We start from the raw sequence: 22705 nt of genomic DNA, 5'->3' as shown, positions 1-22705 counted from the left end.
GGCGGCCCCCTCCCCATCTAGCCTTGCCCGGTGTCGCCGTCGGTCGCTGCGTCCCCGGAAGGTCCTGATGCCCACCCTGAAGTACCCGAGCGAGCAGTTCCCCGGCCCGCCGTCGGTCACTGTCGACATCCCTGATGACTGGTCGCCGGTCCGCGTGCCCGGAACCCTCCTGGCGGCTCGCCGGGCCGAGAAGGGTGGCAGCTTCGCCCCCAACCTCGTCGTGCGCGGCTTCACCCGCTCCGCCGAGTTCACCATCGGTCGGGCGCTGGCCGAGCTCAAGGCGTTCGTGACCGAGCGCCCCGACGGGGAGATGGACGACCCCTTCGAGGTCGAGATCGACGAGGTGCCGTTCGTCGGCGTCAACGTGTCGTGGACGGACGAGTTGGTCGGTGACGTCGTGCAGGCCCACCTCTTCGCCGGCGCCCGTCGCGGCCAGGTCGTCGACCTCATCCAGGTGACAGGCTCGGTCGGGGGACCCGAGGTCGAGTCGGAGTACGCCACCATCCAAGAGCTGATGCAGACCGTGCGGGTGACCCGGTGAGCAGCACACCCGTGAGCGTGTCCGGGCTGACCCTGCGGATCGGCTCGGCCACCGACGTGGGTCGGGTGCGGGGCCACAACGAGGACAACCTCGTCGCCGACGGCGCGGTGTTCGCCGTCGCCGACGGCATGGGTGGCCACGCCGCCGGTGAGGTCGCCAGCGCCATCGTCGTCGACAGCCTGCGCGCGCTCGCCGGACGGGCCGTGCTCGTGCGCGACGACGTCGTCACCGCGCTCGCCGACGCCAACGAGCAGATCCTGCGTTCGGTCGCCCGGCACCCCGAGCAGACCGGCATGGGCACCACCGCGGCCGGGCTGGCCGTGGTCTCCGCCGGCGGATCCACCCACTGGGCCGTCTTCAACGTCGGCGACTCCCGCGTCTACCGCTACGTCGACGGCCGGCTGCGCAGCGTCACGGTCGACCACTCCGAGGTGCGCGAGCTCGTCGACGCCGGACTCATCACCGAGGCCGAGGCGGCCCGCCACCCGTTGCGCAACGTCGTCACCCGCTCCCTGGGCGCGGACTCCATGCCGGCCGTCGACCTCTGGGTCTTCCCGCCCCAGGTCGGCGAGCGCTTCCTCATCTGCTCCGACGGCCTCAACGGCGAGCTCTCCGACGACCACATCGCGGCCCTCCTCGGCGAGCACGAGGACCCGCACGACGCGGCGGTCGCCCTGGTCGACGCAGCCGTCGAGGCCGGCGGTCGCGACAACGTCACCGTGGTGGTCGTGGCCCTCGACGGCCGCGACGACGACGCCGACGGCGCCGACGACGTCGACACGGCTCCGCGCAGCGAGGTCACGAGGTCCACCCCGTGACGGCAGTCCGCTTCGCCGCCCCCGACCAGCCGGGATGGTCCGCCATCTCGGCTGGAGGCGTGTTCGTCCTCGTCCGCGGTGTTGCTTCCGACGACGTCGTGGAGCGGACCCGCGAGGCCGCCGGGACCGGCGAGCTCGACGACCTGCTCGACGCCCTGACCCGTGACGGGGTCCGGACCGCACCGGACTTCGTCGCCGTCCAGGAAGGTGACCCCGTGCGGGTGGTCGCCCGTGGCACCGCGTATGCCGTGGCGCCGGCGCCCGCCGGCGACGTGGAGATCCGCGCCGCACGGCGCGGCCCCTGGGCCGACGAGGACGCCCCCGACGGCGCGACCGAGGTCGTGCTGCACTCCGGTGTGCCGCTGCCCGAACCCGAGGCGCCGACGGCTGGTCTGCCCGACGGCCGGTTGAGCTCGCCGGGCGGGGTGAAGGGCTGGCAGGTGCCGGCGCGCCTGCGCCGTGGCGGGCCGCCGCCGGTCGCGGCCAACGGTGCCGATGGTCCCGACGCGTCCGCTGACGAAGACCTCCCCGGGGACGCCGTGCAGGAGGTCCCCGGGTACGACTACCTCTTCGGGGCCCCCGGCTCCACCGGCGCACCGCCGTTCCTCCCCAACCACGACACCGGCACGCTGCAGGAGCCCCCGATCGGCCGGGCACCCATGGAGGAGGCGGCCGGCGTCACCCCGCCGCCGAGCTCCGACCACACGCTCCCGCCGCCGCAGCACACCCAGGCCGGCCGCCTGGCCCGGTCACGGGACGAACAGGCCGCCGGCACCCGGACCGCGGGCGACCGGACCGCGGGTGGCTCACCCGGCACTGCGCCGGGCAGCACGCCGGGGACCACGTCGAGCAACACGTCAGGCAGCACCTCGAGCAGCACCTCCGGCCCGGCGCCCGGCGCGACGTCCGGCGCGACGTCCGGCCCGGCGTCCCGTCCTGAGGTCCGGGCCGCCCAGGGCGGTGGACTCATCGAGTCCGTGCCCTGGCGCCGCGGCGGCAGCAACGTCGCCCCCTCAGCGGCCGAGCCGGCCGCGCCGCAGACCAGGGCCATCCCCGCCCCGCCCGTGGCGCCCCCCGCTCCGACTCTGACTCCGGCCCCGGCCCCGACGTCGATGCCCGCACCCGCGCCGACTCCGGCCCCCACTTCCGCGCCGGCCCCCACCTCGGCTCCGACCCCGGCGCCGGCTGTGTCGGCGGAGCACACCACGCCTCCTGCGGCCCCGGCGCCCGAGGAGGCCACCGTCGACCGGGCGAGCCTGCCCGTGACGGCCACCGGCTCCATACCGAGAGGGCCCATCGTCCTGGCGGTGCTGTGCCCGGCCGGGCACCCCAGCCCACCCCACGCCAGTGCCTGCCGGGTCTGTGAACGCGACATCCCGCCGCAGCAGCCGTTCCAGACGCCGCGACCGCCACTGGGCCGGATCCGGCTCTCGACCGGCGACGTCGTCACCCTCGACCGCGGTGTCCTGCTCGGGCGCGCGCCCAAGGTCAACGCCGACCTGCCCGCCGCCCAGCGGCCGCACCTCGTGCGCGTCGTGAGCCGGGAGAACGACATCTCGCGCAACCACGCCGAGGTCGTCCTCGAGGGCTGGCACGTCCTGGTCCGCGACCTGGGCTCCACCAACGGCACCACGGTGACGCTGCCGGGGCAGCAGGCCGTGCGGCTGCGGCCCAGCGACAGCCAGGTCATCGAGCCGGGAACGGTCGTCGGCATGGCTGACGAGGTCACCTTCAGCTACGAGGTGCCCTCGTGACGGTGGCCGTCCCACCCGAGCTCGACGGGTTGGTCTACCGCGAGCTGGTCGGCTCGGGCGGGTACGCCGACGTCTACCTCTACGAGCAGCAGATGCCGCGGATGAGGGTCGCCGTCAAGGTGCTCAAGGGCGAGGGACTGACCGACTCGATCCGCCGCCAGTTCCGCGACGAGGCCGACACCATGGCCCAGCTCGCCGACCACCCCTACATCGTCCAGGTCTTCCGCTCCGGCACCTCGCTGGACGGCCGCCCCTACCTGGTCATGAAGTACTACCCGCCGCCCAACCTCGCGCTGCGCTCGCGCAACGAGCGGCTCAGCGTCGAGGAGGTGCTGCGAACCGGTATCCAGCTCGCCAGCGCCGTCGAGACCGCCCACCGGGCAGGGATCACCCACCGCGACATCAAGCCGGCGAACGTGCTGGTCAGCCAGTACGGCGCCCCCGGGCTCACCGACTTCGGCATCGCCGGCCAGCTCGGCCACGGCGCGGCGGAGGACGACGATGACGACGTGGGTGTGAGCGTGCCCTGGGCGCCGCCGGAGGTGCTCTTCGGGCAGTCCAACGGTGACGCCCGTGCCGACGTCTACTCCCTCTCGGCGACGCTGTGGCAGCTGCTCGTGGGCCGCTCCCCGTTCGAGATCCCCGGTGGTGACAACTCCGCATACGGGTTGATGCCCCGGATCCGCACCTCGCCCGTTCCGGCGACCGGCCGCGCCGACGTGCCGGTCTCGCTCGAGCGGCTCCTCACGCAGGCGATGGCCAAGGACCCCGGTGCGCGGCCGCAGAGCGCCATCGCGTTCGCGCGCTCGCTGCAGGAGATCGAGCAGGAGCAGCGCTTCACCCGGACCGCCATCGTCGTCCTCGACGAGCAGGGCCAGACCACGCTCGCCGACCAGAGCGCCCCGGCCCCCGGGGCGGAGGACGACCGGACCCGCGTCCGGGCGCCGCAGTCGGTCCAGGGCCAGACCCCCGTGGGCCCGCGTCCGCGCAGCGTCGGGGGAACCGTCGCCGTGAACGGCGCCCAGGGGGTGGCCGGGACCGCGTCCCACGCGCCCTACGGACACCCTCCGGTCGACGCCGTCGACGTCGGGGGGACCGTGAGCCGCGACCGCCTCGCGACCCGTACGGTCGAACCCGAGGTGGTCGCTGCGCCGCCGGCGCGCAACCCCGCCGTGACCCTGGCGGCGATCGCCGTCGCCGTGGTGGCTGTCGTGGTCGGGGTCTCCGTGCTCGTCGGCCGCGGTGGCGACGGGCCGGCGGACACCCCGAAGACCGTCGCGAGCGAGAGCGGCGACGTGGCCCTGTCCGTGCCGAGCACCCCGACGATCGAGGCGAAGGGCGTCTCGGGTGGGGTGAAGTTCACCTGGCAGTACCTCGCGCCGGAGAAGCCAGACCGCTTCTTCCTGCGGACGGCGGCAGGCACCTCGGCCCTCGGCAGCGCCATGGACGGAGCGCCGCTGGCCGACTCCACCTTCACCGTCAAGGCGAAGAAGGGCACGCAGGTCTGCGGCCAGGTGAAGGTCAGCCGCGAGGGACTGTCCTCGGAGTACTCGACACCCCAGTGTGGGAGGGCCAGGTGAGCACCACGGACCGGACCGGCAGCATCACGGTGGAGTTCTGCGGCGAGGAGTTCGTCGCCGAGCGGGGGACACCCCTGACGATCGGGCGCACGGGGGACGTCGAGATCGACGACAACCCGTTCCTGCACCGCAGCTTCCTGCAGGTCGTCGAGGAGGGCGGGCTGTGGTGGCTGACCAACGTCGGCACCACCCTGACCGCGACGGTGGCCGACAAGAAGGGCCTGTTCCAGGCCTGGCTCAACCCCGGCGCCCGGATACCCCTGGCCGTCGAGCGGTTCACCGTGTGGTTCACCGCCGGTCCGACGACCTACGACTTCGACATCATCGTGGACAGCCCGGCCTTCACGTCGACCGGCACCGAGGACATCGAGGTCGAGGACAGCACGGGGGAGACCACGGTCGGACGCGTCACCTTCACCCCCGACCAGAAGCTGCTCATGGTGGCGCTGTGCGAAGGGCTCCTGCGGCGCTCCTACTCCGCACCGGGCCAGATCCCGTCGTCGGCGGACGCTGCCGCCCGGCTGGGCTGGAAGGTCACGAAGTTCAACCGAAAACTGGACAATGTCTGTCAAAAGCTCGCCGATGCTGGTACTCGTGGACTGCACGGAGGGCCGGGGAAGCTCGCGAGCAACCGCAAGGCACGACTGGTGGAGCACGCGTTGTCCACGCGTCTGGTGACCGAGGGCGACCTCGCGCTGCTGGATGCGCTGGACCACGAGGACGACCAGGGCGCACGACCACCCGCATGACCACCACCTCACGCACGACCACACGCAGGACCAGACGCACGACCATGACCAGCAGCACGGGGGCAGCACGCAGATGAGTCCGATCTCGCGTCGGCGCGCAGGAGTGGCGTCAGGGGTCGTCGTCGCACTGGCGGCATCGAGCCTGACGTTCTTCGCCGTCCAGTCCAGGGGGGAAACCGTCCACGAGGCCGACCTCAACGACGGCGGGGTGTGGGTCTCGGCGACCAACTACAGCCAGTTCGCCCGCATGAACAAGGCGGCACGGCAGTTCGACGCCGGCATCCAGGCCAACGTCACCCCGGGCGCGGGCCTGGACGTGCTCCAGGACGGCGCCGCGGTCGGTGGCATCCTCACCTCCGGCAACCAGCTCGTCCCCATCGACCCGCTCACCGGACGCCTCGACTCCACGTCCCCGGTGCAGCTTCCCCAGAAGGCCAAGCCGGTCGGCGACGAGTTCGTCCCGGGCACCGGCGACCTGCGCGGCGGCACCCTGGCGATGGTCGACCCGAAGACCGGCAAGGTCTGGGCACAGCGTGTCGACCCCAGCGTCCCGTTGTCGGGCTTGTCGCTGTCCACCGCGTCGAAGCCGCTCGCGACGGCCGGCGCCGTCGCGGCGATGGCCGTCGACACCTCGGGTGGGGTGCACGTCGTGTCCGCGACCACCGGCAAGGTCATCTCCGTGCCCGTCACGGGGGGCACCTTCGGCACCCCCGTCACCGAGAAGATCAAGCTCCAGTCCAGTGCCGTGGACATCACCGCCGTCGGCACGCGATGGGTGGTCTACAACCCCGTCTTCGACCAGGTCTTCGCCCAGGGCCTCGACAAGCCGGTCGCCGGTGGCGCCGAGCGGCTCGGCGCCATGTCGTATGCCGCGTTGCAGCAGCCCGGTCCTGCGGCGGACTCCGTCGCGCTCGAGACGACGACCGAGCTCAAGGTCATCGGCCTCGGCGACAAGCCGGGCCACGCCGGCGTGCGGCTGCCCAGCCAGATCGGCCCCGGAGCCGAGCGGCCCAAGGTGTCGCGACCGGTGCGCCTCGGCGACTGCGTCCACGCGGCGTGGGCGCAGACCTCCAAGGCCTACTACGGCGTGAACTGCGGTCAGGCCGAGACGGTCACCGCCGGCACCCTGGACAAGCCCGGCGACGCCCCGCTGCGGGACGGCATGGCGCTGCGGACCAACCGCACCCTCATCGTCCTCAACGACCTCGACTCGGGCAACGCCTGGGACCTCGACTCCAAGCCGCTCAAGATCGACAACTGGGACTCGGTCATCCCGCCGAGCAAGGCCGACGACAAGAGCGACAACAAGGACAAGAACGTCGTCGACGACTCGACGACCCCCCAGCCGCCGAAGGCCGAGCCCGACAACCTCAAGGTCCGCCCCGGTCGCACCTCCAAGCTGCACGTCCTGGACAACGACACCGACACCGCCGGGTCGATCCTCGCGATCGCGCCGAGCGAGGTGACCCAGCCGACCGCAGCCGGCGTCACCGCCACGGTGGCCGGTGACGGCCAGTCGATCGACGTCAGCGTCCCGGCCAACCCGGACGACCGGTCGTTCACGTTCTCCTACAAGGTCAACAACGGCACCGCCGCCGCGCACTCGCAGGCCACCGTCACCGTCTCGATCGTCGACGAGGGGGTCAACAACCCGCCATACCTGCGTGAGGGGTCTGCGACCCTGGCCAAGACGGCATACCCCGTCGTCAGCAACGGACGGCTGCCCGTCTCGGTGATCGGCGACTGGCGCGACCCCGAGAACGACCAGCTCACGGTGCAGCCCGCGGACTCCGACAGCCTCGTCGACGGCCTGGGCCGCCTCGTGGTCCAGGCCCGGCAGAAGGCCGGTTCGCAGGCCGTCCCCTACACCGTCGACGACGGCCGGGGCGGCACCACCGAGGGCAGGGTCACGCTGGCGGTCCTGGACAAGGACGGCAAGTTCCGGGCGCCGCTGACCCAGCCCGACGTCGTCCGCGGCGTCGTGGGCAAGCCACTGCAGGTCGAGCCGCTCGGCAACGACATCGCCGGCGCCGACCCCGAGGAGCCCGACGCCAAGATGCGCCTCGCCACCGAGGTGCGTTCCGTCGGCTCGCTCACCGTGGAGAGCGACCTCGACACCGGCGTCGTGACCATCACCGGGGCCACCAAGGGCACCTTCGAGCTCACGTATGCCGCGCAGGTGGGCCAGGGCGTGGCGCCCGGTCGGCTGCGCATCGACCTCATCGACGACCCCGACCCCGATGCCCCGCCGGTGGCGGTGCCCGACGCGGCCACCGTGCGCGACCAGACCCCGGTGATGAGCGACGTCCTCGCCAACGACTACTCGCCGCGAGCCGACGTCCTCGTCACGCGCAGCGTCTCCGTCGACAAGGACAGCGACTGGCTGCGCCCGTCGATCTACCAGGGCCGCTGGGTGCGGGTCGAGGCGCTCGACCCCTTCATCGGCGGGTCGAAGCCGCGCACCGGCACCGTCCGCTACACCGTCAGCGACGGCAAGAGGTCGGCCAGTGGCGAGGTCACGGTCACCCAGCGACCCACCGACCCCAAGGCGCTGCCGATCATCCAGGACGACACCGCGGTGGTCCGGGCCCAGGACAGCGTCAGCATCCCGGTGCTCGACAACGACTCGATGGCCGAGGGCATCCCGCTGGTGCTCGACCCCGAGTCGGTCAAGGTGCTCGGGGCCGGCGAGCCGCAGAACGCCTTCGCCTCCGGCAACCTCGTGCGCTACGTCCCCGACGCGTCCAAGCCCGTCACCGTCGAGAAGGTCGTGACGATCGAGTACGCCGCCTACCCGATCGGTGACAAGTCCAAGGCCCGCTCGGGCCGCATCTCGGTGACGGTCAAGCCGCTGCCGGGAGCCACCAACCCCAACCAGGCCCCGGTGGCGCGCAGCTTCTCCGCGAGCGTGGTCTCCGGTGAACCCCTCACCGTCACCGTCCCGGTGTCCGGCGTCGACCCCGACGGCGACAGCGTGACCGTCCAGGGCATCGAGGGCGAGGGCGGCGACGCCGTCGAGCTGTCGCTCGGTCGCGTGACCGGGATCGGCACGTCGACCATCAAGTACGAGGCGTACCCCCGCGCGACCGGCACCGAGGTGCTCCACTACACGGTCGCCGACCGGTATGGCGCCAAGAGCACCGGCTTCGTCCGCATCGGTGTCGTGGCCCCGGGCGACCCGCAACCGCCGGTCGCCGTCCAGGACGAGGTCCGGGCCGCCCCGGGCAAGACCGTCACGCTCGACCCCACCGAGAACGACCTCATCGCCAGGGGCGACGCGATCGACCTGCAGTACAAGGAGCTCAACGACTCCGTCTCCCTGGCGAAGTGGAAGGTCGACGCCGAGGCCAGCACCTTCCGCACCGTGGTGCCCCCGGTGGGTGACGGGCCGCGAGTCCTCACGTACGGCATCGACAACGGTGTCTTCGACCCGTCGAAGGCCTCGATCACCGTGCTGCCCGTCCCCAGCTGGAAGAACCGTCCGGTCGCGGTTGACGACGTGGCCAAGCCCGTCGCCGGCCAGGACACGGCGATGGTCGACGTGCTCGCGAACGACCGCGACGTCGACGGCGCCCAGAGCTCGCTGCGGATCGACCGGCTGCTGTCGCCCGAGGGCACCATCGTGGGCAACCAGGTGCGGGTCACCATCCTCGACCACCCGCACACCGTCCCCTACGTCATCCGTGACGCGGACGGCCAGACCGCGATGGCCCTGATCTACGTGCCGACCGGCAACAACGGGCTGCCGTTCGTGGCGAGCGGCTCGCTGATCGAGATGGGCAAGGACTCCAGCAGGACGGTGAAGCTCGGCGACTACGTCAAGTCGCCGCGGGCCCGCGTCATCGCCCTGACGACGCCCGACACGCTCAGCGCCTCGCCTGCCACCAAGCTCTCGGTCACCAACGAGGACAAGGGCACCCTGACGCTGAAGTCCTCCGGCGGCTACGTCGGTCCCGGAGCGGTGATGCTCGAGGTCACCGACCAGGAGAGCGTGGGCCAGAAGGACTTCCGCACCGCCTACGTCTCGATCCCCGTACAGATCGGTCCCAAGGTGCCGCTGCTCAGCTGTCCCGACTTCTCGGTCAGCCTCGTCGCGTCCGGTCGCGCGCGCAGCCTGGACATCCCGACGCTGTGCCACGCCTGGCTCCCGCCGGGGATGACCTTCGACGACGTGTTGTTCGACGTCCGCTGGGAGCCCCAGCCCAAGGGCGTCGCCCTGGACCAGAACGGCACCGGTGGTCGCGGCGTCACGCTCAAGGCCGACGCCGATGCCCCCACCAGCACCAACGGACGCGTTCGCATCCAGGCCCGCGGCGCCGACGAGGTCTCCTACGTCAAGGTCAACGTGCTGGGCCTTCGACCGGCAGGGGGCAGCGGCGCCAACGGTGCCAACCCGGCCACGGACGCCAACGGCAAGCCGGTCGCCACCACCGCTCCGCTGCCGAGGGTCCGGCCCTTCCAGGTGGCCGGGCTCAAGGCCGGTTCCTCGCAGTCGGTCGACCTGCGGTCCTACCTCGACTCTCCGCTCGACAAGCCGCAGTGCTCGATCAGCGCGGCCCGCATCGACAGCGGCAAGGGCATGACGTCGTCGTTCAGCGGTTGCGTGCTCACGGTGGCCGCCGACAAGGACTCCTCCGGCAGTGGAACCGTGACCGTCTCGGTCTCCGACGGCCCCGGTAGGAACGCGACCGGGCGGGGCACCATCAGCGTGCTCGGCAGGCCGTTGGCGCCGACCGGCGTGCGTGCCGTGCCCGACCGGGTCAGCGGCGGCACCGCCCGCGTCTTCTGGACGCCGCCGAGCTTCGACGGCGGCAGCCCCATCACCAGCTACTCGGTGAAGGGCCGCGGCCCCGGCGCCACGACCACCTCCTGCTCGGCGTCGCCCTGCACGATCAGCGGTCTGCAGGACGGCGAGCAGTACTGGTTCACCGTGCTGGCCACCAACGGCATCGGTGCCAGCGACCCCAGCGCCGAGGCGGGGCCGGTCGTGCCCGACACGGCGCCGAACCCCGTCAGCGGGGTCGCCATGGTCTCCCGTGGTGACGGCACGCTGACCGTGAAGTGGGACCCGCCACCCAAGAAGGGCAGCGCAGTAACTAGCTACGTCGTGAAGTTTCAGGACGCGACGACGGGCGCCGCCCGCACGGTGTCTGTGGCGGGCGGCGACACCCCGCGCGCCTCGATCTCCGGCCTGACGAACAACCACAAGCAGAAGGTTTCGGTGCGCGCCCGCAATCACCTCGGCGCCGGCCCCTACGGGTCGGTCGTCGAGATGCAGTCCGCTGGCACCCCGCCTGCCGTGGGCGCGCCCGATCTGACGCCACGCTCGCGCCCGGCCGGAAGTGCCACAACGTCCGTGTATGTGGACTGGAACGCTGTGACGCCAAACGGTCCTCCACTCACCCGCTACACGGTGTACAAGCGGGCTGATCAGGGAGCCTGGGCGGTCGTGGGTTCGTCCTCCTCGCCCGATCAGACTTATCTCACTGACTCTGACGTCGTTTACGACGGTCGCCATTACGACTACACCGTGACTGCAACGAATGGCGCAAACAAGACGTCACCGAAGCTGAACACTGCGAGATTTTCAGCCGTTGGCCAGCCCTCAACACCAAAGGTCACAGCCTCCACCCCGAAGTCGGACAAGAAAGCACAGATCACCGTCCAGCTTGGCCAATCCGCTTCAGGGGGCTTCAAGGCAGTGCATTGGTCCACGAGCGGCGCGTCGGGGACCTACTCATGTGATGCCCGGCCCTGCCCTTCAGGAGGGTTCTCGTTTCTTACGCCGGTTCTGCCGACGGCGGGGCGGACGTTCCGTGTGTATTCGGTCAACTCCGGGGGCAGTGCATCGGATGTTGTGACAAGCAACAAGGTCACTACCTATGGACCTACCAACCCACCCCGCTCTAATGGGTACTCGGTGAGCAACGGGCGAACCATCACGTACAGGTGGACCTGGACCCCGAACGGCCGGGCGGCGACTCAGTTCCAGGTGTACCGCGGGGGCACCCTGGTGGCGAGGCTCGGGTCCAGCGCCCGCTCGTGGACGCACACCGAGGCCCGCTACTCGACGTCCTACTCGGTCAGGGTCTACGCGGTGGCGATGGACTCGGGCCGGTCGGCTGGCTACGCCACGGTCACCGGGAAGACCGACAGCCAGCCGGTGGCGATCACAAACCTGCACCACGGCGGCTCCACCGGCGACTGCGGCAACTGCTACGACATCCTCTGGTCCGCACCCGGGGTTCCTGACGGTGGGTACAGCATGACCTGTTATCGGGGCGGTCGGAAGTCTGCCTTCTACACCGGGCCTGTCAGCGTGAAGGGCGGCAAGCGGACCAGCGGCTACTGCGCCCTCGACCCCAACCTGAGCAAGAAGGCCCGCATCGTGCTCAACGGCGGTGGGCGCACCTACGACTCCGGTCTGGTCACGTGGTGGCCATGACGACCCTGCGAACACTCCCCCGCACCCACGAACCCCACCGAGACACGATGAAGGAGAAGGCCATGACCGTCACCCAAGAGCAGGCCCAGTGGTTCGAGCAGGCGTTCACCCAGATGGTGCAGAACGTCGAGAAGGCCGTACTCGGCAAGGACCACGTGATCCGGCTGGCGCTGACCTGCATGCTCTCCGAGGGCCACCTCCTGCTCGAGGACTTCCCGGGCACCGGCAAGACCCAGCTGGCCCGGGCGCTCGCCGGCTCCGTGCAGGGCACCAACACCCGCATCCAGTTCACCCCGGACCTGCTCCCCAGTGACGTGACGGGCGTGACGATCTACGACCCGAGCACGCAGAAGTTCGACTTCCACCCCGGGCCGATCTTCGCGAACATCGTCCTCGCCGACGAGATCAACCGCGCCTCCCCGAAGACGCAGTCCGCGCTGCTCGAGGTGATGGAGGAGGCGCACATCACCGTCGACGGCGTGCGCCACGAGGCCGGCAACCCGTTCATGGTCATCGCGACCCAGAACCCCATCGAGCAGGCCGGGACCTACCGCCTGCCCGAGGCCCAGCTCGACCGCTTCCTCATGAAGACCTCGCTGGGGTACCCCGACCTCGCTGCCACCGTCGCGGTGCTGGCCAACGCCAAGGTCCGCGACCGGGCCGGTGCGCTGAGCGCCGTCGTCACGAGCAGCGTCATCACCGACATGGCGGCGCTGGCCGACGAGGTCCACGTCGACCCGGCGATCCTCGAGTACGTCTCCAAGATCGCCGAGGCCTCGCGTCGGCACGTGTCGGTCAAGCTCGGTATGTCGGTGCGTGGCTGCCTGGCCTTCATCCGCTGCGCCAAGACGTGGGCGGCGAGCCAGGGCCGCACCCACGTCATCCCGGACGACATCAAGATGCTGTCCAACCCGGTGCTGTGCCACCGTCTCCTGCTCACCGCGGAGGCGCAGTTCGCCAACACCACCGTCGACCAGGTCATCACCCAGATCCTCGGCGAGGTCGCACCGCCCGCCGAACGGGCTGCCTGAGGTCCCTGAGGAACCATGAGCTCACCCACCGGGTCCCCGCAGGAGGGATCCGCTCCCGAGGAGGAGCGGACCGTCCGCCGTGCCGACCTGCGTTCCGGCCGCCCTGCCGCCCCCGCACCACCCCGGCGCCGCCGCTCACTGCCCACGCCGCGGCTGCCCGCGGTGCGCTTGCCGGACCTGTCGCGGCTCGGCGGGCTCACCCTGCCCGCCGTCCCCGAGGAGGTCAGCACCAAGGCGCTCGAGCTGCGTGAGCGGACCCGCCCGGCCTGGGCCCCGGCGGCCGGGTTCCTGCGCTGGATCTCCCCGCTGGGCTGGGCCGTCCTCGCCCTCGGGGTGGCCGGTTGGGTGGTCGGCTGGTGGACCGGGTGGACCGAGTGGCTGATGATCGGGTCGGCCGCACTCGTCCTGGTCCTGTGCTGCGTCCTGCTCGCCGTAGGTCGCACCCGGGTCACCATCACCACCGACCTCGAACCCGTCCGGGTCAGCGTCGGCGAGCCCGCCACCGGTCGCATCACGGTGACCAACGACTCCCCGCGCGGGATGCTGCCGCTGCTCGTCGAGCTGCCCGTCGGTGTCTCGGCCGCGCGGTTCACCCTGCCACCGCTGGGCTCGGGCAAGGCGCACGAGGAGCTGTTCGTCGTCCCGACCCACCGGCGCGGCGTCATCCCGGTCGGGCCGGCGCGCACGGTGCAGGGCGATCCGCTCGGCCTGGTCCGTCGCACCGAGCGCTGGACGGACGTCACCGACCTCTACGTGCACCCGCGGACCGTCTCGCTGGAGAGCCTCGGCGCCGGCCTGCTGCGGGACCTCGAGGGCGAGACGACCCAGGACCTGTCGATGTCGGACCTGGCCTTCCACGCCCTGCGCGAGTACCAGCCCGGCGACGACCGCCGCTACATCCACTGGCGGTCCTCGGCCAAGGCCGGACGGCTGCTGGTGCGCCAGTTCCTCGACACCCGACGATCGCACCTGTGCCTGGTGGTCGACGCCGACCCGGAGCAGTTCGAGGGGGGCGAGGACGAGGCGGAGACGGCCATCAGCGCGGCCGCGTCCGTGGCCCTGCGCGCGATCCGCGACGAGCAGGACACGACCGTCGTCTGCCGTGACCAGGCCGCCTCGCGCACCACGGCGTCGCTCACCCTCGACGCCTTCGCCCGGGTCGAGCTCGGCCCGTCCGACGTCTTCGGCCGGTGCACCGAGGCCCTGGCGCTGGCGCCCGACACCTCGATCGTCGTCCTCATCACCGGCCCCGGCCAGCCATTCATCGAGGCCCAGCGGGCCCTCGGCCAGTTCGAGCTCGAGGTCAACAAGATCGTCCTGACCATCGACGCCATGGAGCAGACCGGGGTGCAGCACCTCGGCGGCCTGACCCGCCTGAACATCCGGCGCATCCAGGACCTGCGCGCCGTCCTCGCCAGTGGAGCCCTCGTATGACCGCCCAGCCGCCGGCCCAGCCCGGCCAGCCCGCCCAGCCGCCGGCCCAGCCCGGCCGGTCCGGCCAGTCCAGACCCTCGGACCACACCACCGGTCCGGCCAGGGACTCGACGGCCCCGGGCCGCACCCGCGCGCGCACCTCGTGGACCAGCACCCGGTCCCGCCTCGCCGCGACCTCGGCCACCAGCGGGCTGCGCCCGGGCGGCGCGGCGCTCGTCGACGCCGCCTTCACCGCGGTGCTCGTCGGGGTGGCCCTGCTCGGCTTCCGCACCGACTTCGCCGGTGCCGCCTGGGTCCTCCCGGCGGTGGCCGGGCTGGTCCTGGGCCTGCTCGCGACGCACGTGACGACGGCATACAAGCTCCCGCTCGTGGCCCCGCTCGCCGTGGTGACGGTCCTCTACCTCCTGCTCGGTGGGCCGCTCGCGGTCCGCCGCGACCTCGTCGGCGGGGTGCTGCCCAGCGGGCAGACGTTCTTCGACCTCGCCGACACCTCCGTGCACGGCTGGAAGCGGCTGGTCACGCTCCTGCCGCCGGTCGACACCGGCAACGGCCTGCTCGCGCTGCCCCTGATCGTGGGCCTGCTCGGCGGGTGCGTCACCTACGCCGTGGCCCGCCGGTGGTCCAGCCCGTATGCCGTGCTGCCGGCGCCGCTGGCGCTGCTCGCCCTGGGCATCGTGCTCGGCACCCTCGAGCCGGCCTCGCTGGCCGTGCAGGGCGCCGTCTTCGCCGTGCTGGGGATCGGGTGGATGGTCGTCCGCGCCGCCCGCACCCGTGCCCCGCTGCAGAACGGCGCGGGCCAGCGGACCCGCTACGGCATCGGTGCCGCGCTGATCGGGATCGCGCTCCTGGCGGGGTACTTCGTCGGACCCCAGCTGCCCGGCGCCGACTCGACCACCCGGCTGGTCGCGCGGTCCCACGTCGTCCCGCCCATCGACATCGCCGCGTTCGCCAGCCCGCTCGCCGGGTTCCGCAAGTACACCGAGCCCAACCCGGCCGCCCTGTGGGACACCCCGCTGCTCGACGTCCGGGGCCTGCCGGCGGGCACCCCCCTGCGGTTCGCGACGCTCGACTCCTACGACGGCGCGGTCTGGGGCGCCTCCGAGCGCGCCAACAGCGGCTCGCTCGTCCCGGGTGCGTCGTTCCAGCAGGTCGGTGAGAGCGTCTCGACCAAGGGCCCCGGGCGCAAGGTCGACGTCCGGGTGAGCGTGCCGCAGGGCGGCTACGGCGACGTGTGGCTGCCGACCGCAGGCACGGTCGCAGGCGTGAAGTTCGCCGGGGCCCGGGCCGACACCCTCGCCGGCCGGCTGTGGCTCAACATCGACACCAACACGGCGCTCGTGCCCGACCGCCTCGAGCCCGGCGACTCCTACACCTTCACCGCCTACGTCCCGGCGACGCCGGAGAAGATGCCGCGCTCGCTGTCGGTCGGCTCCGGCTCGCTCACCGACGAGGTCGACACGAGCTTCCTCGACGCCAAGCTCGACGCGTTCAGCGGTGACGCGCCCGACCCGTGGGCGCAGTTCGTCTCGATCGCCAAGGTCATGGCGGGCGAGGGCGCCTACACCGATGGCGGCACCCCGAACTCGGTCGAGCGCTACTACCTGCCCGGACACAGCATCGGGCGCCTCTCGCGGTTCGTCGGCCTGGCCCAGCTGGCGGGTGACGACGAGCAGTACGCCGCGACGCTCGCCCTGATGGGCAACCGCATCGGGGTGCCGACCCGGGTCGTCATGGGTGCCATCACGCCAGCCAGCGGACCGGTCCGCGGGCAGGACGTGCACGCCTGGGTGGAGGTCCGGGACAGCCAGGGGCAGTGGCAGCCCATCCTCCCGGACAACTTCCTCCCCGACCGGGACAAGAAGCCCAAGGAGCTGCAGACCAAGGTCGAGGACCGCAAGGTCGGGGCGCTCGTCCCCCCGCCGGCCGGCGTCAACCCGCCCAGCGTGCTCCAGGGCCCCGACCAGGCGCAGAACGCCACCAACCTCAAGAAGCCGCCGAAGAAGCTCTTCGACCCCTCGGCCTGGCCGTGGTGGCTGCAGTGGCTGGCCGTCCTGGGTCTGGTGCTGCTCGCCCTGGTCATCGTCTACTGGCTGATCCGCGGGCTCAAGGCCTGGCGCCGGCGCCGGCACGCGACCCGGGGACCGCCCGCGTCCCGGGTGGCCTGGGTGTGGGCCGACCTCATGGGCAGCGCGCGGTCCTACGGACACCGGCTGCCGCGCCGGGCCACCCGGCTCGAGCAGGCCGGTGCCGTCCACGGCCCGATCGACCTGCGACCGCTGGCCGCCCGAGCCAACGGCCACGTCTTCGGGCCGGGCGAACCCTCCATCGAGGAGGCGGCAGGGTACTTCCGTGCAGCGACCGCGGCCCGGGCCGACCTGCGCGCGAACGCCGACTTCTGGCGGCGACTGCGCTCGGACGTCGACGTCCGGCCGTTGTTCACGCGCTGACCCGCCCACCCCATACCTCACCGGGTCGATGTGAACACGCTCGGAAGTCCGGGCGTGTTCACATCGACCCGGGAAAGCATGAGGCCCCACCCGCGGACGGGTGGGGCCTCATGCGTGTGCAGAGGGGCTGGGGTCAGCGCTCCTCGGTGCCGGCGATGTAGGCCTCGAGCTTGGCGCGGCCCTCGGTGTCCTCGCGCTGCACGGGCGGGGACTTCATGAGGTAGGACGACGCGGAGATGAGCGCGCCGCCGATGCCGCGGTCCTTGGCGATCTTCGCCGCGCGGATGGCGTCGATGATGATGCCCGCCGAGTTGGGGGAGTCCCAGACCTCGAGCTTGTACTCAAGGTTGAGCGGGACGTCGCCGAACGCGCGACCCTCGAGGCGGACGTAGGCCCACTTGCGGTCGTCGAGCCACTGGACGTAGTCCGACGGGCCGATGTGGACGTTCTTCGCGCCCAGGTCGTGGCCCAGGTTGGAGGTGACGGCCTGCGTCTTGGAGATCTTCTTGGACTCGAGGCGGTCACGCTCGAGCATGTTCTTGAAGTCCATGTTGCCGCCGACGTTGAGCTGGTACGTGCGGTCGAGCACGACACCACGGTCCTCGAACAGCTTGGCCATGACGCGGTGCGTGATGGTCGCGCCGACCTGGCTCTTGATGTCGTCACCGATGATCGGGACACCGGCGGCCTCGAACTTCGCGGCCCACTCGGGGTCGGAGGCGATGAAGACCGGCAGGGCGTTGACGAACGCGACGTTCGCGTCGATGGCGCACTGGGCGTAGTACTTGTCCGCGGTCTCCGAGCCCACCGGGAGGTAGGAGACGAGCACGTCGACCTTGGCGTCCTTGAGCGCCTGGACGATGTCCACGGGCTCGGCGTCGGACTCCTCGATGGTGAGGCGGTAGTACTTGCCGAGGCCGTCGTTGGTGACACCGCGCTGGACGGTGACGCCGGTCGGGGCGACGTCGGCGATCTTGATGGTGTTGTTCTCGGAGGCGTTGATCGCCTCGGACAGGTCGAAGCCGACCTTCTTGGCGTCCACGTCGAAGGCGGCGACGAACTCGACGTCCTTGACGTGGTAGTCACCGAACATCACGTGCATGAGGCCGGGGACGGTCTGGGTCGGGTCGGCGTCCTTGTAGTACTCGACGCCCTGGACCAGGGAGCTGGCGCAGTTGCCGACGCCGACGATGGCGACGCGAATGGATCCCATGGATAACTCCTAGTGGTTGAGCGGGGTGATCGGTTGATCGTTCGGGGTGGTGCTGCTGGGGGGCGCCGGGGTGTTGCGCTCGGCGGTGATGAGCTCGTTGAGCCAGCGGACCTCGCGCTCGGCGGAGTCCAGCCCGTGTCGTTCGAGCTCGGCGGTGTAGCTGTCGAAGCGCTCGCGGTTTTTCGCCGAGGCGGTGCGGATGTTCTCCAGCCGCTCCTCGAGGCGGCTGCGACGCCCTTCGAGGATGCGCAGCCGGACCTCGGCCTCGGTGCGGGCGAAGAAGGCGAAGTGCACGTCGAAGGTGTCGTCCTCCCACGAGGTCGGGCCAGCCTCGCGCAGCAGGTCCTGGAACCGCTCCTTGCCGTCGGCCGTGAGCTCGTAGACGATGCGCGCGCGCTTGCTCCCCACCGTCCCGGCGGTCGTCGTGCGGCCTACGGTCGCCTCGGTGATCCAGCCCTTGTCGAGCAGTGACCGCAGGCAGGGGTAGAGCGTGCCGTAGGACAGGGCGCGGAACGGGCCGAGCGCGGCGTTGAGCCGCTTGCGCAGCTCGTAGCCGTGCTGGGGCGCCTCGTGCAGCAGCCCGAGGACGGCGAACTCGAGCAGCTCGGTGCGGCGTGCGGCCATGTCTGCTCTCCTTCGCTGGGGGTATGGGGCGGGTGGGCGGTCCAGGGTGACAAACTCCGAGTTTGTCACCCCACCATACACAACCAGATATATCGAGTCGATACATCCTTGTCGGGCGGTCGTGGGCGCGCGGCCTCGTGCCCGGCCGCGTGCCGGGCCCAGCCGTTCGGTCGAGCCCGTCCCCCGTTCCGATGCGGCATTCCCAAGGTCAGCGGTCATACTGATGGTCAGTTGTCGGGGTGGGGCAGCGCTCCCACGGGTGCGCCCCAGCCCGTGTTTCATGTCGATCCGGAAGGTCCCATGAGTTCCTCACCCCCGAGCTCCCCACGTCCGAAGCGGCCTGCCCAGGGCCAGTCGGGCGGCGCGCGCCGCCCGAAGGGTGCCAAGCCGGTCGCCAGCCGGAAGAAGGTGTGGGCCAAGCGGCTCGGCATCGTCGCCCTCGCAGGGTTCGTGCTCATGCTCCTGGGCTTCTTCACCGCCTACGCGCTGATCAAGACGCCGGAGCCCAACGACCTCGCCAGTGCGCAGGCCTCGGTCATCTACTACGCCGACGGCAAGACCGAGCTCGACCGGATCAGCGAGGTCAACCGCGAGTCGGTGACGATCAAGCAGATCCCGCTCGTCGTGCGCGAGGCGCACCTGGCCGCCGAGGACCGCACGTTCTACCAGAACTCCGGCATCAGCCCCTCCGGCATCGCCCGGGCGGTCTGGGTCGGCCTGCGCGGCGGGGCGACGCAGGGTGGTTCGACGATCACCCAGCAGTACGTCAAGAACTACTTCCTGACCCAGGACCAGACCTTGACCCGCAAGGCCAAGGAGATCGTGATCTCGATCAAGATCGCGAAGCAGAAGTCCAAGGACCAGATCCTGCAGGACTACCTCAACACCATCTACTACGGGCGCGGCGCCTACGGCGTGCAGACCGCGGCCAAGGCCTACTTCGGCAAGGACGTCTCGCAGCTCAACGCCTCGCAGGGTGCCCTGCTCGCGTCGGTCATCCGCGGGCCCTCGTTCTACGACCCGGGCCTGGGCAAGCAGCAGACGCAGAACGCCAAGGACCGCTGGACCTACGTCATGGACGGCATGGTGTCGCAGGGCTACATCACCGCCGCGGAGCGCGCCAAGGCCACGTTCCCCAAGGTCGTGAAGTACAGCCCCGACAAGGGCGCGAGCGGACCCAACGGGTTCGTCACCAACGCCGTCAAGGCCGAGCTCAAGAGCAAGCTCAAGCTCACCGACGCCGACATCGACCGCGGTGGCTACAAGATCGTCACGACCATCGACAAGAGGGCGCAGGACGCGGCCATCGCCTCGGTCAAGGCCCGGATGCCCACGGGCCCGGGCACGAGCACGCTGCGCGTCGGACTGACCTCCATCAGGCCCGGTGACGGTGCGGTCGTGGCCATGTACGGCGGCAAGGACTACAAGAAGGAACAGTTCAACACCGCGACCCAGGCCACCATGCAGGCCGGCTCGACCTTCAAGGTCTTCACCCTGCTCGCGGCGCTCTCCCAGAAGGACCCGATCAGCACCAAGACGCGGTTCGACGGACGTTCGCCGCAGTACTTCAAGGAGTTCGCGGACCCGAACGCCGCGACCGACTTCCTGCGCCAGGGCGGGGTGCGCAACTTCGGCCCGTTCCCGGGTGAGCAGTTCGGCAACATCGACCTGCGCACGGCCACCGGCCACTCGGTCAACACCGTCTACGCCCAGCTCAACATCAAGGTGGGGCCGCAGGCGACCCGCGATGCCGCCGTGGCCGCCGGCCTCCCCGCCAAGGGGCTCGGCACCAACTACGCCAACGTCCTCGGCACCTCGCACGTCAAGGTGATCGACATGGCCAACGCGTACGCCACCATCGCGGCGAAGGGCCAGCGCGTCACGCCGTACTTCATCGCCAGCGTCAAGGGCGGTCCCGGCGCGATCAACTACAAGGCCAAGCCGGTCAAGAAGGCGGCCTTCGACGCCGACGCCATGGCCGATGCCACCGACGCGATGGAGCAGCCCATCAAGGACGGCACCGCGATGTACGCCCAGAACCTCGGGCGTCCCGCCGCGGGCAAGACGGGCACGACGACCGACAACAAGGCTGCCTGGTTCGACGGGTTCACCCCGCAGCTGGCGACGGCGGTCGGCATCTACAGCACCGGCAAGAACGGCCAGGAGCTGTCGATGAACCAGATCCCCGGCGTCGGTGAGCTGACCGGCGCGACGGTCCCGTTGCACATCTGGACCGACTACATGACCTCGGCGCTCGCCGGCCAGAAGGTCCTCGACTTCCCGCCGCGGGTCGGCGTCGGCGACAACCAGATCTACACGCCGCCGCCGACGACGACCTCGTCCTCGACCTCGTCCACGTCGTCCACCACCAGCACCACGACGACCACGACGACCACGACCACGACCGCGCCGCCGTCGACCACCTCGACGACGAAGCCGCCCGCCCCGACGTCCACCACGAGGACCAAGCCGCCGGTCCCGACGACCGGCACGGTCACCCTGCTCGGCAACCGCCCGCAGACGACAGCGCCACCCACCACAGGTCCATGACGCAGCGGGAGGACCTGTTGCCGAGTGGCTCACTGGCGGTTGCCGGTGGGCCGCTCGGCCGCCATGCCTCCGCCCGTGCGGCGTCGTGGCCGCTCACGGTGCTCCCGCTGCTCGTCGCAGGGGCGGCGACGATGGCCCTGTCGGTGCTCGAACGCGCCCACTGCATCCAGAAGGGCTGGGTCGGGTCCGACCAGTTCTGGCACGCCTGCTTCTCCGACCTGCCGGCGCAGTACCAGCTCGGCAACCTCGACCAGGGCCTGGCGGCCTACGTCGGCGGGACCGGGGCCCGCGCCGACCACCCGGTGCTCACGGGTTCGGTGATGGCCTGGCTCGGCGGCTTCGTCCCCGACGGCGCGTTCCTGGACCAGACCCGTTGGTACTTCGCGCTCTGGGCCATCCTCGGCACGGTCCTGGTGGTCGCCATGGTGTGGCTCACCGCGGCGTCCCGGCCGCACCGGGCCTCCCTGGCGGCGCAGGTCGCCCTGAGCCCGGTCCTGCTGCTCGCAGCGATGGTGTCCTCGGACCTGTTCGGGGTGGCCCTGGTCAGTGCCGGGATCTGGGCGTGGAGCCGGCGCCGGCCCGTGGCCGCTGGGGTCTTCCTGGGGCTGGCCGTCACGGCTCGCGTCTACCCGCTGCTCATCCTGCTGGCGCTGGTGCTCCTCGGCCTGCGCGCCGGACGCCTGGCCGTCGTGGGTCGCACGCTCCTGGCGGCTGCCGGCGCGATGGCCCTGGTCCTGCTGCCCTTCCTCGTGGGCAACCCTTCGGCCATCCTGCGCTCCACCCACGTGTGGTGGGACAGCGCCGCGGGCCTGGGGTCGGTGTGGATGCTGCCGCAGCTGCTCGGTGCCCCGCTGCCGACCTCGGCGACGACGGCGGCCGCCCTCATCGCCCTGGTGCTCGCGCTCGGAGCCGGTGCGATCTTCGCCCTGGGCACCCCCCGGCGCCCCACCCTGGCGGAGGTGTCGCTCGTCCTCGTGGCGCTGGCGCTGCTCGCCGGCAAGGCCTTCCCCGTGCAGTCCTCCCTGTGGCTGGTCCCCCTGGTCGCCCTGTGCGGGCTGCGCTGGCGCGACCACCTCATCTGGGCGACCGCCGAGGCGCTGCACTTCGTCGCGGTCTGGCTCTACGTCGCCGGGCTGTCCACCCCCGACCGTGGCCTGCCCGCCGGCTGGTATGCCGTGTTCCTCGTCGTCCGCGTGGTCGCCGTCGGCTACCTCGTGTGGCGGGTGTGGCACACCGCCGCCGCCCGCCCCGCCGAGCCCGTCGCCATACTCGAGTCTTTGAGTGATCCGGCGGACCAGGATGCGTCGGATCCCTCAAAGAGCGCCGCTGGGGGAGATGCGGACGAGGACCCTGACGAGCTCGAGGGCGAGTTCGCCGGCGCCCCCGACCGGGTCCTCGTCCGTCTGGCCTGAGCGTGTCGGGACCTGTGGACAAGTGATTCGGTGATGTCGCCCGGTCCCGGTACTCTGGTCCAGTTCCCCCCGAGGCTTGCCCACCGGTGAGTCCAGGGGGATCGCAC

General features: G+C 71.2%; 13 protein-coding genes. 11 read left to right on the top strand and 2 right to left on the bottom strand.

All coding sequences use genetic code 11. The annotated features are described in order from the left end of the window. The first annotated feature begins 67 nt into the window (after positions 1 to 67). The 9 genes from ABEG17_RS07950 (at position 68) to ABEG17_RS07910 (ending at position 16799) form a co-directional block, all read left to right on the top strand. Positions 68 to 541, top strand: coding sequence for a hypothetical protein (locus ABEG17_RS07950; protein WP_406832744.1), 474 nt, complete (start codon positions 68 to 70; stop codon positions 539 to 541). Continuing rightward, positions 538 to 1359, top strand: a complete 822-nt coding sequence (locus ABEG17_RS07945; protein ID WP_406832743.1) for a PP2C family protein-serine/threonine phosphatase — start codon at positions 538 to 540, stop codon at positions 1357 to 1359. Before ABEG17_RS07950 ends, ABEG17_RS07945 begins: the two co-directional genes overlap by 4 nt. Beyond that, a complete protein-coding gene (locus ABEG17_RS07940) occupies positions 1356 to 3113 on the top strand; it encodes an FHA domain-containing protein (protein ID WP_406832742.1) in 1758 nt (585 codons plus the stop codon). Before ABEG17_RS07945 ends, ABEG17_RS07940 begins: the two co-directional genes overlap by 4 nt. Continuing rightward, on the top strand, positions 3110 to 4693 hold the full coding sequence (locus tag ABEG17_RS07935) for a serine/threonine-protein kinase (RefSeq protein WP_406832741.1): 1584 nt from the start codon (positions 3110 to 3112) through the stop codon (positions 4691 to 4693). Before ABEG17_RS07940 ends, ABEG17_RS07935 begins: the two co-directional genes overlap by 4 nt. Beyond that, positions 4690 to 5442 carry a hypothetical protein gene (locus ABEG17_RS07930; RefSeq protein WP_406832740.1) on the top strand — a complete coding sequence of 251 codons (753 nt, stop codon included), beginning with the start codon at positions 4690 to 4692 and terminating at the stop codon, positions 5440 to 5442. Before ABEG17_RS07935 ends, ABEG17_RS07930 begins: the two co-directional genes overlap by 4 nt. Before the next feature lie 73 nt (positions 5443 to 5515). Further along, on the top strand, positions 5516 to 11887 hold the full coding sequence (locus ABEG17_RS07925; RefSeq protein ID WP_406832739.1) for an Ig-like domain-containing protein: 6372 nt from the start codon (positions 5516 to 5518) through the stop codon (positions 11885 to 11887). A gap of 62 nt (positions 11888 to 11949) precedes the next feature. After that, the gene (locus ABEG17_RS07920; protein ID WP_406832738.1) at positions 11950 to 12918 is read left to right on the top strand and encodes an AAA family ATPase; all 969 of its coding nucleotides are present in this window, start codon (positions 11950 to 11952) and stop codon (positions 12916 to 12918) included. Between the two features lie 15 nt (positions 12919 to 12933). Further along, entirely contained in the window at positions 12934 to 14352 is a 1419-nt protein-coding gene (locus tag ABEG17_RS07915; RefSeq protein ID WP_406832737.1) for a DUF58 domain-containing protein, read from the top strand. After that, positions 14349 to 16799, top strand: coding sequence for a transglutaminase domain-containing protein (locus tag ABEG17_RS07910; protein ID WP_406832736.1), 2451 nt, complete (start codon positions 14349 to 14351; stop codon positions 16797 to 16799). Before ABEG17_RS07915 ends, ABEG17_RS07910 begins: the two co-directional genes overlap by 4 nt. 133 nt (positions 16800 to 16932) lie before the next feature. Here the strand turns inward: ABEG17_RS07910 and ABEG17_RS07905 are convergent, their stop codons facing one another. Beyond that, a complete protein-coding gene (locus ABEG17_RS07905; protein ID WP_406832735.1) occupies positions 16933 to 18012 on the bottom strand; it encodes an inositol-3-phosphate synthase in 1080 nt (359 codons plus the stop codon). A 9-nt stretch (positions 18013 to 18021) separates the two neighbouring features. Beyond that, positions 18022 to 18636: a helix-turn-helix transcriptional regulator gene (locus tag ABEG17_RS07900; protein ID WP_406832734.1), complete on the bottom strand. Its 615-nt coding sequence runs from the start codon at positions 18634 to 18636 to the stop codon at positions 18022 to 18024. A 300-nt stretch (positions 18637 to 18936) separates the two neighbouring features. Here ABEG17_RS07900 and ABEG17_RS07895 point away from each other — a divergent pair, with 300 nt between their 5' ends. Both ABEG17_RS07895 and ABEG17_RS07890 read left to right on the top strand, forming a co-directional pair. Further along, positions 18937 to 21186 (top strand): transglycosylase domain-containing protein, encoded by a 2250-nt coding sequence (locus tag ABEG17_RS07895; protein WP_406832733.1) that lies wholly within the window; start codon positions 18937 to 18939, stop codon positions 21184 to 21186. Continuing rightward, a complete protein-coding gene (locus tag ABEG17_RS07890; protein WP_406832732.1) occupies positions 21183 to 22598 on the top strand; it encodes a glycosyltransferase 87 family protein in 1416 nt (471 codons plus the stop codon). Before ABEG17_RS07895 ends, ABEG17_RS07890 begins: the two co-directional genes overlap by 4 nt. Positions 22599 to 22705 lie beyond the last annotated feature (107 nt).

This window comes from Pedococcus sp. KACC 23699 (assembly GCF_045348425.1).
In the GTDB taxonomy this organism is placed as follows: Bacteria; Actinomycetota; Actinomycetes; order Actinomycetales; family Dermatophilaceae; genus Pedococcus.
Note: the sequence above shows the minus strand (reverse complement) of the source record. Positions and strands in the feature narration are given on the sequence as shown.